This window comes from Agrococcus sp. GW821-FHT14H11, assembly GCF_058803545.1.
The window spans coordinates 22,630-35,019 of the sequence record NZ_JBXAPA010000010.1; the positions used below are offsets into that span (position 1 = coordinate 22,630).

13 protein-coding genes and 1 pseudogene are annotated in these 12,390 nt (G+C 73.1%); 12 read left to right on the plus strand and 2 right to left on the minus strand.

Annotated elements, in window-relative coordinates; all coding sequences use genetic code 11:
• Positions 1–26: 26 nt before the first annotated feature.
• On the plus strand, positions 27–920 hold the full coding sequence (locus AC1RNL_RS11645) for a metallophosphoesterase (RefSeq protein WP_492935323.1): 894 nt from the start codon (positions 27–29) through the stop codon (positions 918–920).
• Entirely contained in the window at positions 921–1,823 is a 903-nt protein-coding gene (locus AC1RNL_RS11650) for a tyrosine recombinase XerC (protein ID WP_310124632.1), read from the plus strand.
• Between the two features lie 145 nt (positions 1,824–1,968).
• Here the strand turns inward: AC1RNL_RS11650 and AC1RNL_RS11655 are convergent.
• Positions 1,969–2,406, minus strand: a pseudogene (locus tag AC1RNL_RS11655) (murein hydrolase activator EnvC family protein); the annotation flags it as partial.
• A 157-nt stretch (positions 2,407–2,563) separates the two neighbouring features.
• Between AC1RNL_RS11655 and rpsB the strand changes: the two are divergent.
• The 8 genes from rpsB to AC1RNL_RS11695 all read left to right on the plus strand — a co-directional run bounded on the left by rpsB (position 2,564) and on the right by AC1RNL_RS11695 (position 8,250).
• On the plus strand, positions 2,564–3,463 hold the full coding sequence (gene rpsB / locus AC1RNL_RS11660; protein ID WP_492935324.1) for a 30S ribosomal protein S2: 900 nt from the start codon (positions 2,564–2,566) through the stop codon (positions 3,461–3,463).
• A 10-nt stretch (positions 3,464–3,473) separates the two neighbouring features.
• Positions 3,474–4,301, plus strand: a complete 828-nt coding sequence (gene tsf / locus AC1RNL_RS11665; RefSeq protein WP_492935325.1) for a translation elongation factor Ts — start codon at positions 3,474–3,476, stop codon at positions 4,299–4,301.
• A 120-nt stretch (positions 4,302–4,421) separates the two neighbouring features.
• Entirely contained in the window at positions 4,422–5,135 is a 714-nt protein-coding gene (gene pyrH, locus AC1RNL_RS11670) for a UMP kinase (protein WP_128188707.1), read from the plus strand.
• A gap of 42 nt (positions 5,136–5,177) precedes the next feature.
• Positions 5,178–5,732, plus strand: a complete 555-nt coding sequence (gene frr, locus AC1RNL_RS11675; RefSeq protein WP_128188706.1) for a ribosome recycling factor — start codon at positions 5,178–5,180, stop codon at positions 5,730–5,732.
• Positions 5,733–5,754: 22 nt separating this feature from the next.
• Complete coding sequence (locus AC1RNL_RS11680) at positions 5,755–6,684, plus strand: phosphatidate cytidylyltransferase (protein ID WP_492935326.1); 930 nt, start codon at positions 5,755–5,757, stop codon at positions 6,682–6,684.
• A gap of 31 nt (positions 6,685–6,715) precedes the next feature.
• Positions 6,716–7,264, plus strand: a complete 549-nt coding sequence (locus AC1RNL_RS11685) for a DivIVA domain-containing protein (RefSeq protein ID WP_128188705.1) — start codon at positions 6,716–6,718, stop codon at positions 7,262–7,264.
• Positions 7,265–7,294: 30 nt separating this feature from the next.
• Positions 7,295–7,966: an aggregation-promoting factor C-terminal-like domain-containing protein gene (locus AC1RNL_RS11690; RefSeq protein WP_310124646.1), complete on the plus strand. Its 672-nt coding sequence runs from the start codon at positions 7,295–7,297 to the stop codon at positions 7,964–7,966.
• A complete protein-coding gene (locus AC1RNL_RS11695; protein WP_128188703.1) occupies positions 7,966–8,250 on the plus strand; it encodes an Rv1322 family protein in 285 nt (94 codons plus the stop codon). Before AC1RNL_RS11690 ends, AC1RNL_RS11695 begins: the two co-directional genes overlap by 1 nt.
• A gap of 16 nt (positions 8,251–8,266) precedes the next feature.
• Here AC1RNL_RS11695 and AC1RNL_RS11700 read toward each other — a convergent pair whose 3' ends face one another.
• Positions 8,267–9,334, minus strand: coding sequence for an AI-2E family transporter (locus tag AC1RNL_RS11700; protein ID WP_146356897.1), 1,068 nt, complete (start codon positions 9,332–9,334; stop codon positions 8,267–8,269).
• 188 nt (positions 9,335–9,522) lie between these two features.
• Between AC1RNL_RS11700 and AC1RNL_RS11705 the strand changes: the two genes are divergently transcribed.
• On the plus strand, positions 9,523–11,448 hold the full coding sequence (locus AC1RNL_RS11705; protein WP_492935327.1) for a DUF8094 domain-containing protein: 1,926 nt from the start codon (positions 9,523–9,525) through the stop codon (positions 11,446–11,448).
• Positions 11,448–12,389: a tetratricopeptide repeat protein gene (locus tag AC1RNL_RS11710; RefSeq protein ID WP_492935328.1), complete on the plus strand. Its 942-nt coding sequence runs from the start codon at positions 11,448–11,450 to the stop codon at positions 12,387–12,389. The genes AC1RNL_RS11705 and AC1RNL_RS11710 overlap by 1 nt, the downstream gene beginning before the upstream one ends.
• Position 12,390 lies beyond the last annotated feature (1 nt).

A 12,390-nucleotide genomic window follows, 5' to 3' on the forward strand; every position in this document is an offset into this window, starting at 1 on the left:
GCGCGCCCGCTGGATAGCCTGTGCCCGTGAGCTACGGCATCCACCCCGAACCGGCCGCGGTGATCGCGCACCTGAGCGACACCCACCTGCTGGCCGGCGGCGCGCTGCTCGGCGGCCTCGTCGACACCGAGGCGCACCTGCGGCAGACCGCCGAGCGCCTGCGGGTCGCCGCTGCCGACGCGCACGCCATCGTCGTCTCGGGCGACGTCGCCGACCTCGGCGAGCCCGAGGCGTACGCGCTCGCGCGGGAGATCCTCGAGCCCGTCGCCGACGCGCTGGGCGCGCCCATCGTCTGGACGGCCGGCAACCACGACGAGCGCACCGCGATGCGCGCGGCGCTCGGCATGCGGGGAGCGCCGCGCGACCCGATCGACTCGGTCACCGAGGTGGCGGGGCTGCGCATCGTCGCGCTCGACACGAGCCTGCCGGGCTGGCACCACGGCGGCTTCGACGAGGGGCAGGCGGAGTGGCTCGCCGCCGCGCTCGGCGATGCGCCCGCGCTCGGCTCGGTGCTCGTGATGCACCACCCGCCGCTGCCGTACCGCAGCAGGCTCATGCGGCTGCTCGAGTTCCGCGACGAACTGCGGCTCACCGAGGTGCTCGACGGCGCCGACGTGCGCGCGATCCTCTCGGGCCACCTGCACGTCGACGGCTCCGGCACCTTCGCCGAGATCCCCGTCGTCCTCGCCGGCGCCACGAGCTACGCCGACGACCTCGCCGGCCCGCCGCCCGCGATGCACGGCATCGACGCCGCCCAGTCCTTCAACCTCGTCGAGGTCTACACCGACGCGATCGCCCACTCGGTCGTCCCGGCGCTCCCGCACCCGAGCCGCGAGACGATCCCGGCGCACCTCGCCGAGCAGGTCCATGCGCTCGACCCCGCCGAGCGGATGGAGCGGTTCAGCAGGAAGCCGGACTGAGTGCGCCTCGACGACGCGATCGACGGCTACCTCGCGCACCTCGAGCGCGAGCGGGGCTACTCCCCGAACACCGTCCGCGGCTACCGCGGCGACCTCCGCAGCCTCGCCGAGCACTGCGCCGCAGCCGGCATCGACGAGGCCGCGGCGCTCGACATCGAGGCGCTCCGCGACTGGCTCTACGCGAGCACCGAGGCCGGCATGGGCAAGGCCTCGATCGCGCGGCGCAGTGCCGCCGCGCGCGGCCTCAGCCGCTGGGTCGCGGCGCACGGCGGGCAGGACGTCGCAGGCCGCCTGCGCACGCCGAAGCGCGACCAGCACCTGCCCCGGGTGCTCTCGCGACAGGCGATGGACGGCGTGCTCTCGAGCCTCGCCGCCGCTGCCGCCGAGGGCGATCCCGTCGCGCTCCGCGACCTCGCCGTCGTCGAGCTGCTCTACGCGAGCGCGCTGCGCGTGAGCGAGCTCGTCGGGCTCGACGTCGACGACGTCGACCTCGAGCGGCTCACCGTGCGCGTGACGGGCAAGGGCGCCAAGGAGCGGGTCGTGCCGTTCGGGCGGCCCGCGCTCGACGCGGTGCTCGACTGGATGCGCGTCGGCCGCGACCGGCTCGCCGACCCGGCCAAGCCGCATCCGGCCCTCTTCCTCGGCGCGCGCGGCGGCCGCCTCGGCCAGCGCCGCGTGCACGAGCTCGTCACGGGACTGCTCGAGGCGGTGCCCGGCTCCGGCCCGCACGGGCCGCACACCCTCCGCCACACCGCCGCGACGCACCTGCTCGACGGCGGCGCCGACCTCCGCGCGGTGCAGGAGCTGCTCGGGCACGCGAGCCTCGGGACGACGCAGATCTACACGCACGTGTCGCTCGAGCGGCTCGCCGACGCCTACCGCACCGCCCACCCGCGGGCCTGATCGCTCCGCCCGCGGGCCGGCCGGCCGACCGCTTGACCGCGCGCATCGGCAGCAGCACCGGCCGCTCGACGCCCAGCAGCGGCAGCGGGTCGACGTAGGCGCCGTGCAGCCGCGCCCCGAGGTGCAGCCGCGCCCCGCCCGCCGCGTGGCCGGGCAGCAGCACGCCGATCCGCTGGCCGCGCTCGACGGCGTCGCCCGCAGCCACGGAGGGCTCGACGGGCTCGAAGCTCGACACGAGCCCGCCGGCGTGCTCGATCGACACCACGGGACGGCCGGCGACCGGCCCCGCGAAGCGGACGACGCCGTCGTCGGGCGCGAGCACCGCCGAGCCGGCCGGCGCGGCGATGTCGATGCCGCGGTGCCCCGGCCCGTAGGCGCTCGCCGGCGCGTCGAAGGCGCGCACGACCTCGTGCGGCTCGACCGGCCACGCCCACGGCGCGAGCGCCGCGGTGACGAGGAGGGCGAGGATGCGCATCCCGGCATGGTGCCGAGGATCGTCCGCTGCGCGTGCGGGGGAGCGGTCGCGCGGTGGAGAACCGCCCACGCGTGATGCGTCCGCCGAGCATGTAGCATGGGAGGGCATCGCGTGTGCGATGACTTCGCGTGCCCGTCACGACGACACCTCCTCCCGGTCCAGCAGCTCGAGCCCCGTGCCCGCGCGGCTGGCGGCGGTGCGTCAGGGCGCCAGGGGCTCGACCGACCGGTCGGGCCGGCAACCAGAACAGAAGAAGGAGGCGGCCATGGCCGTCGTCACGACTCGCCAGCTGCTCGACAGCGGCGTCCACTTCGGGCACCAGACCCGTCGCTGGAACCCCAAGATGAAGCGCTTCATCTTCACGGAGCGCTCCGGCATCTACATCATCGACCTGCAGCAGTCGCTCGCCTACATCGACAAGGCGTACGACTTCGTCAAGGAGACCGTCTCGCACGGCGGCACCGTGCTGTTCGTCGGCACGAAGAAGCAGGCGCAGGAGTCGATCGCCGAGCAGGCGACGCGCGTGGGCCAGCCCTACGTCAACCAGCGCTGGCTCGGTGGCCTCCTCACCAACTTCAACACGGTCTCGAAGCGCCTGAGCCGCATGAAGGAGCTCGAGGAGCTCGACTTCGAGGACACCACGCAGGGCTACACCAAGAAGGAGCTGCTGCTCAAGAAGCGCGAGCTCCTGAAGCTGCAGAAGTCGCTCGGCGGCATCCGCAACCTGCAGCGCACGCCCTCCGCGCTGTGGATCGTCGACACCAACAAGGAGCACCTCGCGGTCGACGAGGCGAAGAAGCTCGGCATCCCGATCATCGCGATCCTCGACACGAACTGCGACCCGGACGACGTGCAGTACCCGATCCCGGGCAACGACGACGCGATCCGCTCCGTCGCGCTGCTGACGAAGATCGTGGCCGACGCGGCCGCCGAGGGCCTCATGCAGCGCCACGGCGGCGGCGCCGACGCCGAGGCCGAGCCGATGGCCGAGTGGGAGCGCGAGCTGCTCGCCGAGCAGACGGCCGAGCAGGCCGCGCCCGCCGCTGAGGAGCCCGCAGCCGAGCAGGCCCCCGCCGAGGAGCCCTCCGCCGAGGCACCGGCAGCCGACGAGGCCGCCGCTCCCGCCGAGACCACCGAGGACGCCGCCGCGTCCGAGTCGAAGTAAGGACCAGCGCATGGCAAACATCAGCATCGCCGACCTCAAGATGCTGCGCGAGCAGCTCGGCACCGGCATGAGCGACACCAAGGCGGCACTCGAGGAGGCCGGCGGCGACGTCGACAAGGCCACCGAGATCCTGCGCCTGAAGGGCGCCAAGGGCAACGCGAAGCGCGCCGACCGCTCCACGAGCGAGGGCCTCGTCGCCGTCGCCGAGGGCGAGGGCGCCGTCACGATGATCGCGCTCGGCTGCGAGACGGACTTCGTCGCGAAGAACGAGAAGTTCATCGCGCTCGCCGACCGCGTCGTCGCCGCCGTCGCCGCGTCGCGCGCCGCCGACCTGGCCGCCGCGCTCGCCGCGCCGGCCGAGTCGGGCACCGTGCAGTCGATCATCGAGGAGCAGGCCGCGACCATCGGCGAGAAGATCGAGCTCACCAAGGTGGCCCGCCTCGAGGGCGCCGAGCACGCGGTCTACCTGCACCGCACGTCGAAGGACCTGCCCCCGCAGGTCGGCGTCGTGGTCGCCTACACGGGCGACGACGCCGAGACGGCCCGCGCGGTCGCGCAGCACATCGCCATGTTCGACCCCACCTACGTCTCCCGCGACGAGGTGCCGGCCGAGCAGGTCGAGAAGGAGCGCGAGCTCGTCTCGGAGATCGCGCGCGGCGAGGGCAAGCCCGAGGGCGCCCTGCCGAAGATCATCGAGGGCCGCCTCACCGGCTTCTTCAAGCAGATCGTCCTGCTCGACCAGGACTACGCCCGCGACAGCAAGCAGACCGTCGCCAAGGTGCTCGAGGCCGCAGGCCTCGCCGTCACCGGCTTCGCCCGCTTCAAGGTCGGCGCGTAGCCACTTGCGCGCGACGGAGGGCCGGGGGAGACCCCGGCCCTCCGTCGCGTCCCGGCCGGTGCGCGACAGGATAGGCTTCTGCACGGCCCGCGCTCGGGTCGAGACCCCCAGGAGGAGCCCATGCCAGCACAGCCGCGCCGCAGAGTCCTCCTGAAGCTGTCGGGCGAGGCGTTCGGCGGCGGCGCGCTCGGCGTGAACCCCGACGTGGTCTCCTCCATCGCCAAGCAGATCGCCGAGGCGGCCGAGACGGTCGAGATCGCGATCGTCGTCGGCGGCGGCAACTTCTTCCGCGGCGCAGAGCTCAGCCAGCGCGGCATGGAGCGCGGCCGCGCCGACTACATGGGCATGCTCGGCACGGTCATGAACGCGCTCGCGCTGCAGGACTTCCTCGAGCAGGCGGGCGCCGAGACGCGCGTGCAGTCGGCCATCCAGATGACGCAGGTGGCCGAGCCGTACATCCCGCGCCGCGCCGAGCGCCACCTCGAGAAGGGCCGGGTCGTGATCTTCGGCGCCGGTGCCGGCCTGCCGTACTTCTCGACCGACACGGTCGCCGCGCAGCGCGCGCTCGAGATCGACGCCGACCAGGTGCTGGTCGCGAAGAACGGCGTCGACGGCGTCTACTCCGCCGACCCCAAGCACGACCCCACCGCCACCCGCTTCGACGAGATCACCTACCAGGACGCGCTCGTCAGCGGCCTCAAGGTCGTCGACTCGACGGCCTTCAGCCTGTGCATGGACAACCGGATGCCCATGCGGGTGTTCGGGATGGACGGCGAGCGAGCGCTCACCAAGGCCATCCTCGGCGAGCCGGTCGGCACGCTCGTGCGCGCCTGACCGGCGCCCGCCCATAGAATCGACAGCGACGGAAGGAACCCTGTGATCAGCGACGTTCTGGCTTCGGCCAAGGAGAAGATGGCCCAGTCGATCGAGGTCGCGAAGGACGACTTCCAGACGGTGAGCGCGGGTCGCGCGAACCCGGCGCTGTTCCAGCGCGTGAACGTCGACTACTACGGCTCGCCGACGCCGCTGCAGCAGCTCGCGTCGTTCCAGCAGCCCGAGGCGCGCGTGCTCATCATCACGCCGTTCGACAAGGGCGCGCTCAAGGACATCGAGCGCGCGATCGTGAACGCGCCGCACCTCGGCGTCACGCCGTCGAACGACGGCAGCATCATCCGCATCACGATGCCGGAGCTCACCGAGGAGCGCCGCCGCGACTACGTGAAGATCGTCAAGGACAAGGCCGAGCAGGCCCGCGTCGCGATCCGCAACGTGCGCCGCCAGGCGATGACCGACCTCGACAAGCTCTCGGGCGAGGTGGGCGACGACGAGATCGCGCGCGCCGAGAAGGAGCTCGAGCTCGCGACGAAGCAGGCCGTCGACGGCATCGACGAGGCGGCGAAGAAGAAGGAGTCCGAGCTCCTCGAGGTCTGACCGAGGAGTCGGGAGGCGACGCGTGCGACGCGAGCATCGGAGCGCCGCCGAGATCGAGGCCCAGATCCAGGCGCAGATCCACGCGGCGAGGGACCAGATCGAGGCGACCCGCGCGCGGGTGAACAAGCGCACCGGTCGCGATCTCGCGGCAGCGGTCGCCATCGGCGTCGTGCTGGGCGCCATGCTGCTCGCGAGCCTGCTGTGGGTGAAAACGCTCTTCATGCTGTTCGCGACCGTCATGGTCGGGTTCGCGCTGTACGAGCTCGCGAGCGCGCTCCGCTTCGCGGGGCGCGACGTGCCGCGCATCCCGCTCGTGCTCCTCGGCAGCGCGATCGTGCCGATCACCTGGTACTTCGGCGCGGCGGGCCTGTGGTGGTCGACGCTCGGCGCGATCGGCATCGTGGCCGTCGTGCGCCTGGTGGAGCTCGCGTCGCCGACGACGCGCACGGGCCGCGGCGCGGTCTTCGCCGACATCACCGGCGGGGCGCTCTGCATCGGCTACGTCGCGGTGCTGGGCGCCTTCGCCGCGCTGCTGACGTCGCAGGAGGGCGGCCAGTGGTGGACCCTCGCGATGATCATCATGACGACGGTCATCGACACGGGGGCCCTCGCGGCCGGCGTCTGGCTCGGCAAGCACAAGCTCGCGCCGCGCATCAGCCCAGGCAAGACCTGGGAGGGCCTGCTCGGCGGGGCGCTGCTCGCGACCGCCGCGGGCATCGCGCTGTCGGTGTGGATGCTGCAGCAGGAGTGGTGGTTCGGCTTCATCCTCGCGGCGCTGCTCGTCGCGACCGCGACGGTCGGCGACCTCGCGGAGTCGATCATCAAGCGCGACCTCGGCATCAAGGACATCGGCTCGTTCCTGCCCGGGCACGGCGGCTTCCTCGATCGCCTCGACTCCATCCTGCCGAGCGCCGTCGTGATGATGGCGCTGTTCCAGGTGGTGCACGCGTGACGCACGGCCGCGCGCTGGCATCATGGATGCGATGAGCACGTTCCCGAGAGCCCGGCGGTCCCAGCCCGGCTACGACATCGAGCAGGTCGAGGACTTCCTCGAGGATGCTCGGCGCGCGTACGCGACCGACGCCCGGGCCGCGACCGCGATCGACTCGGCCACGATCCGCCGCACGAGCTTCCCGATGCAGAAGGGCGGCTACTCGCCCGCGCACGTCGACGCAGCGCTCGAGCGCCTCGAGGAGGCGTTCGCCCGCCGCGAGCACGAACGCGGCGTGCTCGAGCACGGCGAGGAGGCCTGGTACGCCCGGGTACGGGAGCGCGCGCAGGAGACGCTCGAGCAGCTGCGCCGCCCTGAGGGGGAGCGCTTCCGCCGCGTCAGCCGCATCTCGCGCGGCTACCGCGTCACCGACGTCGACCGCTTCGCGCAGCGCATCGCCGAGTACCTCTCGGACGGCCCCGAGATGACCGCGCGCGAGGTGCGCACGGCCCAGTTCGACGCCCAGTTCGGCGGCTACGACGAGGACGAGGTCGACCACCTGCTCGACACCGTCGTGAGCCTGATGCTGGCGGTGCGCTGACCGCCCGAGCCTGGGCGTCGTTACCGTTCCGTGATACGGTCGGTCCTCGTGTTCACCCGATCCTCCTCCGCCGGCGCGCGCTCGACGCGCACCCGCGGCGTGCTGTCGGGCCTGTCGCTGCTGGCCGCCGCGGGCTTCGTGCTCGTCTCGGTCGCCGCCGACCCGACGCAGCAGGTGATGGCCGAGCCGGCCTCCCTGCCGAGCGAGAACCGGCCCGGGCAGGACCTGGGCGAGATCACCGGCGAGCAGGCGTCGTTCGTGCGCGACGAGATCGTCGTGCACACGCCGACGCCGACGCCCACCCCCACACCGGAGCCCGAGCCCGCGGCCGCTGCCGAGGCATCCTCCTCCGGCCAGCAGGCCGCATCCATCAGCATCCCCGCCGTCGCCGCGCCCAACCCGGGCAGTGCGCAGGAGATCGCGCGGCAGATGGTGCTCAGCCGCGGCTGGGGCGAGGGGCAGTACTCGTGCCTCTACAGCCTGTGGCAGCGCGAGTCCAACTGGAACGTGTACGCGCAGAACAGCTCGAGCGGCGCCTACGGCATCCCGCAGGCGCTCCCGGGCTCGAAGATGGCGACGCACGGCGGCGACTGGCAGACCAACCCGGTGACGCAGATCAGCTGGGGCCTCGACTACATCGCGGGCCGCTACGGCACCCCGTGCGGTGCCTGGGGCCATTCCGAGCAGGTCGGCTGGTACTGATGCCCTCGCGGCGGCCGAGTCGCCGCGCGCAGCCGTACGTGCCGCTCGACGTCGACCGCCTGATGCAGGGCGCCGCCCGCGTCGAGCGACGCGCGGGCGCCGAGTGGCACGTGCAGCCGATGGCGCCGCGGAGCGCCGTCAAGGACTACGTGTGCCCCGGATGCGGCGGCACGGTCGTGCAGGGCACGGCGCACGTGGTCGTGTGGCGGGCCGACTCGATCTTCGGCGACCGCGCGATCGAGGATCGCCGCCACTGGCACACCGGCTGCTGGCGAGCCGCCTAGCAGCCCGGGGCTCGCGTCAGCGCAGGTCCTGCCTCGGGATGACGACCTCCTTGAGGATCAGCTGGATCGCCGCGGCGACCGGGATCGCGACGAGCGCGCCCAGGATGCCGAGCAGCGTGCCGCCGATGAGCGCCGAGAGCACGACGACCACGCCGGGCACCTTGACCGCGCGGTTCATGATCTGCGGGCTGATCACGTAGGCCTCGAGCTGCATGTAGATCAGGTACCAGATCGCCACCGGCAGCGCCGTCTCGGGGCCGTCGAGCAGCAGCACGAGCAGCGAGATGATGACCGACGCCGAGATGGTGCCGACGAGCGGGATCGTCGAGGCGATGAGCGCGAGGAACGCGTAGACGCCGGCGAGCTCGGAGCCCACGATCGACAGCACGATGAACGAGAGGATGCCGTTCAGCACGCCGAGCGCGCCCTGGCCGAGCACGAAGCGCCCGACCGACTTCATGATCTGCTCGGCGATCTCGATGAACTTCGGCCGCGACGAGGCGGGCACGAGCCGGTACATGCCCGACTTGAGCGACGGCAGCGAGCCGGTGAAGTAGAGCATCAGCACGACGACGATCAGCAGCCCGCCGAGCGCGAAGAGCACCTGCACGGCGCCGCCGACGATGCCGGCCGCGATGTCGGCCACCCACGGCGGGAGGCTCGACCAGGTGTCGAAGTCGCTGAGCGCGCCGCCGAGCTGCTCGAGCGAGCCGTCGACGTCGAACTGCGGGAAGGTCTCGCGCACCCAGTCGAGCACGCTCTCGAAGGCGCCGCCCTCGATCTCGGCGACGATCGACTGCACGAGCACCGCGAACTGCGCCACGATCGTCGGCACGATCAGCCACGTGGCGCCGGTGAGGCCCGCGACGATGACGAGGAAGATGAGCAGCACCGCGGCCCAGCGCGGCACCTTGCGGCGGATGAGGAACTGGATGACCGGCTCGACGCCGAGCGCGAGGAAGATGCCCGCGAACGCCCAGACGAGCACGGTGCTGATCTGCTGCACCGAGGCGCCGATGGCGATGGCGAGCAGCACACCGAGGCCGCCCACGAGTCCCAGCAGGAAGCCGTTCCGAATCTTCACACTGCGGATCCTATGGCGGCGTCGAGGAGGCGGCCGCCAGGCGCGCGGCCGCGGGGGGCTTGGCACAGCGGCCCCTGTCTCGGTACCCTGGAGGCTTGCCCGCTCATCGTCGTCCCCTCCGGGCGGCGTGCCGGATCCCTCGGCGAGCGTGAAAGGACCTCTGACCCGTGCGATACATCCTCGCGGCCGTGAGCCTCGTGCTCTCGCTCGTGCTGCTCGGACTCGCGATCGGCCAGCGCACCGTCTGGGCCCCGCCGGACACGATCGTCTCCCAGCTCGAGGAGTCCCCGGACTCGCAGCTGCTGCTCATCTCGGGCGAGACGATGAACGCGCACGACGGCCGCCAGACGGTGACCATCACGGCGGATGGCCCGATCAACGCCGTGGTCGGACGCGATCACGACGTGCTCGGCTGGGTCGGCGACGCGGCCCACTCCGTCGCGAGCATCGACGACACGCAGACGATGGCGCTCGAGGAGCAGGCCGGGAACGAGGAGCCGCTGCCGGAGCTCGCGGGCGGCGACCTCTGGATCGAGGAGCACCTCGGCGAGGGCGAGGTGCGGATCCCGATCGACCTGCCGGTCGGCTACTCGCTGCTCGTCGCCGGCGAGCCCGGCCAGGCCGCGCCCGCCGATGTGCGGGTGGAGTGGCCGTTCGACGCCAAGACGCCGCTGTTCGGGCCGCTGCTCACCGCGGGGCTCGTGCTGCTCGCGCTCGCGCTGCTGCTGTTCCTGCTGGCGCTCCGGCGCCACCGCCGCAGCCGGGGGCCGCAGCGCCGCTCGCACCGCGAGCTCTCGCGCGCCGAGCGCCGGGCGCTGCGCCGCGAGGCGCGCGAGGGGCTGCCGCGTCCGCAGGGCGCCGTCGCCGCGGGCGACGCGCGCCCCGCGCTCGAGCCGGCTGACGCCGAGGGCTCGGATGCCTCGGCGGCGGACGCCTCGGACGGCACGCCCGTCGACGGCACCGACGGCAGCGCGCCCGCCTCGACCGACGAGGGCACCGCATCCGCCCCCGACGACGCCGAGCAGGACCGCGGCCGTGCCGAGCGCACCGTCGCCGCGCCGCGCCGTCGCCGCCTGGGCCTCGTCGCCCTGCCCGTGATCGCCGTGGTCGGGCTCACGGGCTGCGGCCCGCAGTACTGGCCGAGCGCCGAGCCGGCGGCGACGAGCGACGCGGCGCCGCAGCCGACGAGCCTCGAGGAGACGCTGCCCCCGGTCGCGCTCACCGAGTCGCAGTTCACGCGCGTGCTCGAGTCGACCCGCGAGGCGGTGGCCGAGGCCGACGAGGCGCTCGACATCGAGCGAGCCGCCGATCGCCTGGCGGGCCCTGCGCTCGACGCGCGCCGCACGAACTACGAGGTGCGCTCGCAGAACGGCGAGCTCCCGGCGCTCCAGGGCATCCCCGACGGCGACGTCGAGCTGCTGCTGCCGCAGCAGACCGAGGTCTGGCCGCGCACGGTGATGGCCGTCGTGGGCTGGGAGGACGGCGCGCAGGCGCAGTCGACCCTCGTCTTCCAGCAGACCGACGCGCGCGCCGACTACCGCCTCGTCTACCAGATGACGCTCGCCTCGGGCGTGCAGCTGCCGGCGGTGGCGAGCCCGACGATCGGCGCCGCGAGCCTGCCGGGCGACACCCCGCTGCTGCTGCACCGTCCCGACGAGATCACCTCGGGCTACGCGAGCGTGCTGCTGCGCGGCGACGAGTCGGAGTACGCCTCCTGGTTCCAGGAGGAGGGCGACGCGCTGCGCGAGGCCGTCGGCCGCGCCGCGAAGGACGAGCTCGTGCAGCGCCCGGAGTTCGAGCTGTCGCTGCTCGAGTGGGGCGCCTCCGACGACGAGCAGGCGCCGCTCATGCTCGTCACGAACGAGGGCGGTGCGCTGCTCGCGACCTCCTTCACCGAGACGCAGCGCGCGACGCCGCGCGAGGAGGGCGTCGAGATCGAGGCCCGTGACGGCGCGGGCATCCTCGCCGGGGTCGAGCAGTCGGACACCGGCATCGAGACGACGTATCAGATCCAGGTGCTCTTCGCCGTGCCGCCGGCCGGCGCTCCGGAGGGCACGCAGATCCAGGTGGTGGGCTACAGCCAGTCGCTCCTGGACGCGAGGGAGGTCGGCTGATGAGCCAGGAGCACGTGCCAGCATCGCTCGGGGGAGCCGTCGACCTGTCGGCGCTCGCCGCCCGGCACCAGCAGGCGGCATCGCCGCAGCCCGAGGCCGCGCCCGCCGCGCAGGGCGCCGCGACCGGCGTCGTCATCGACATCACCGACGCCGACTTCGGCGCCGTCGTCGAGCTCTCCGAGCGAGTGCCGGTCATCATCGACATCTGGGCGGAGTGGTGCGGGCCGTGCAAGCAGCTCTCGCCCGTGCTCGAGCGCCTCGTCGAGGCGCAGCGCGGCCGGCTCGTGCTCGCGAAGGTGGACGCCGACCGCAACCCGCAGCTCGTGCAGGCGTTCAACGCGCAGTCCATCCCGACGGTCGCCGCGGTGATCGGCGGGCGCCCCGCGCCGCTGTTCACCGGCGCGCTGCCCGAGGAGCAGGTGCGCGACGTGCTCGAGCAGGTGCTCGCGTTCGCCGAGCAGCAGGGCATCACCGGCAGCGTGCCCGTCGGCGACGGCGAGCCCGCGACGGAGCCGCAGCCCGAGCCCGTGCCGCCGCTGCACCAGGAGGCGTTCGACGCCATCGAGCGGGGCGACTACGAGACCGCGATCGCCGCGTTCGAGAAGGCGATCGCGCAGAGCCCCCGCGACGCGGAGGCGATCGCCGGGCTCGCGCAGGTGCGGCTGCTGGCGCGCCTGCAGGGCCGCACGGCGGACGAGATCCGCGCGGCCGCGGCCGAGCGGCCGGGCGACCCGGAGGCGCAGATGCTCGCCGCCGACCTCGACCTCTCGGGCGGGCACGTCGAGGACGCCTTCCTGCGCCTGCTCGACCTCATCGGCAGCCTGACCGGCGACGCGAAGCAGGACGTGCGGCTGCGCCTGCTCGACCACTTCGAGATCGTCGGCCTCGACGACCCGCGCGTGCACGCGGCGCGCCGTCGCCTCACGACGCTCCTGTACTGAC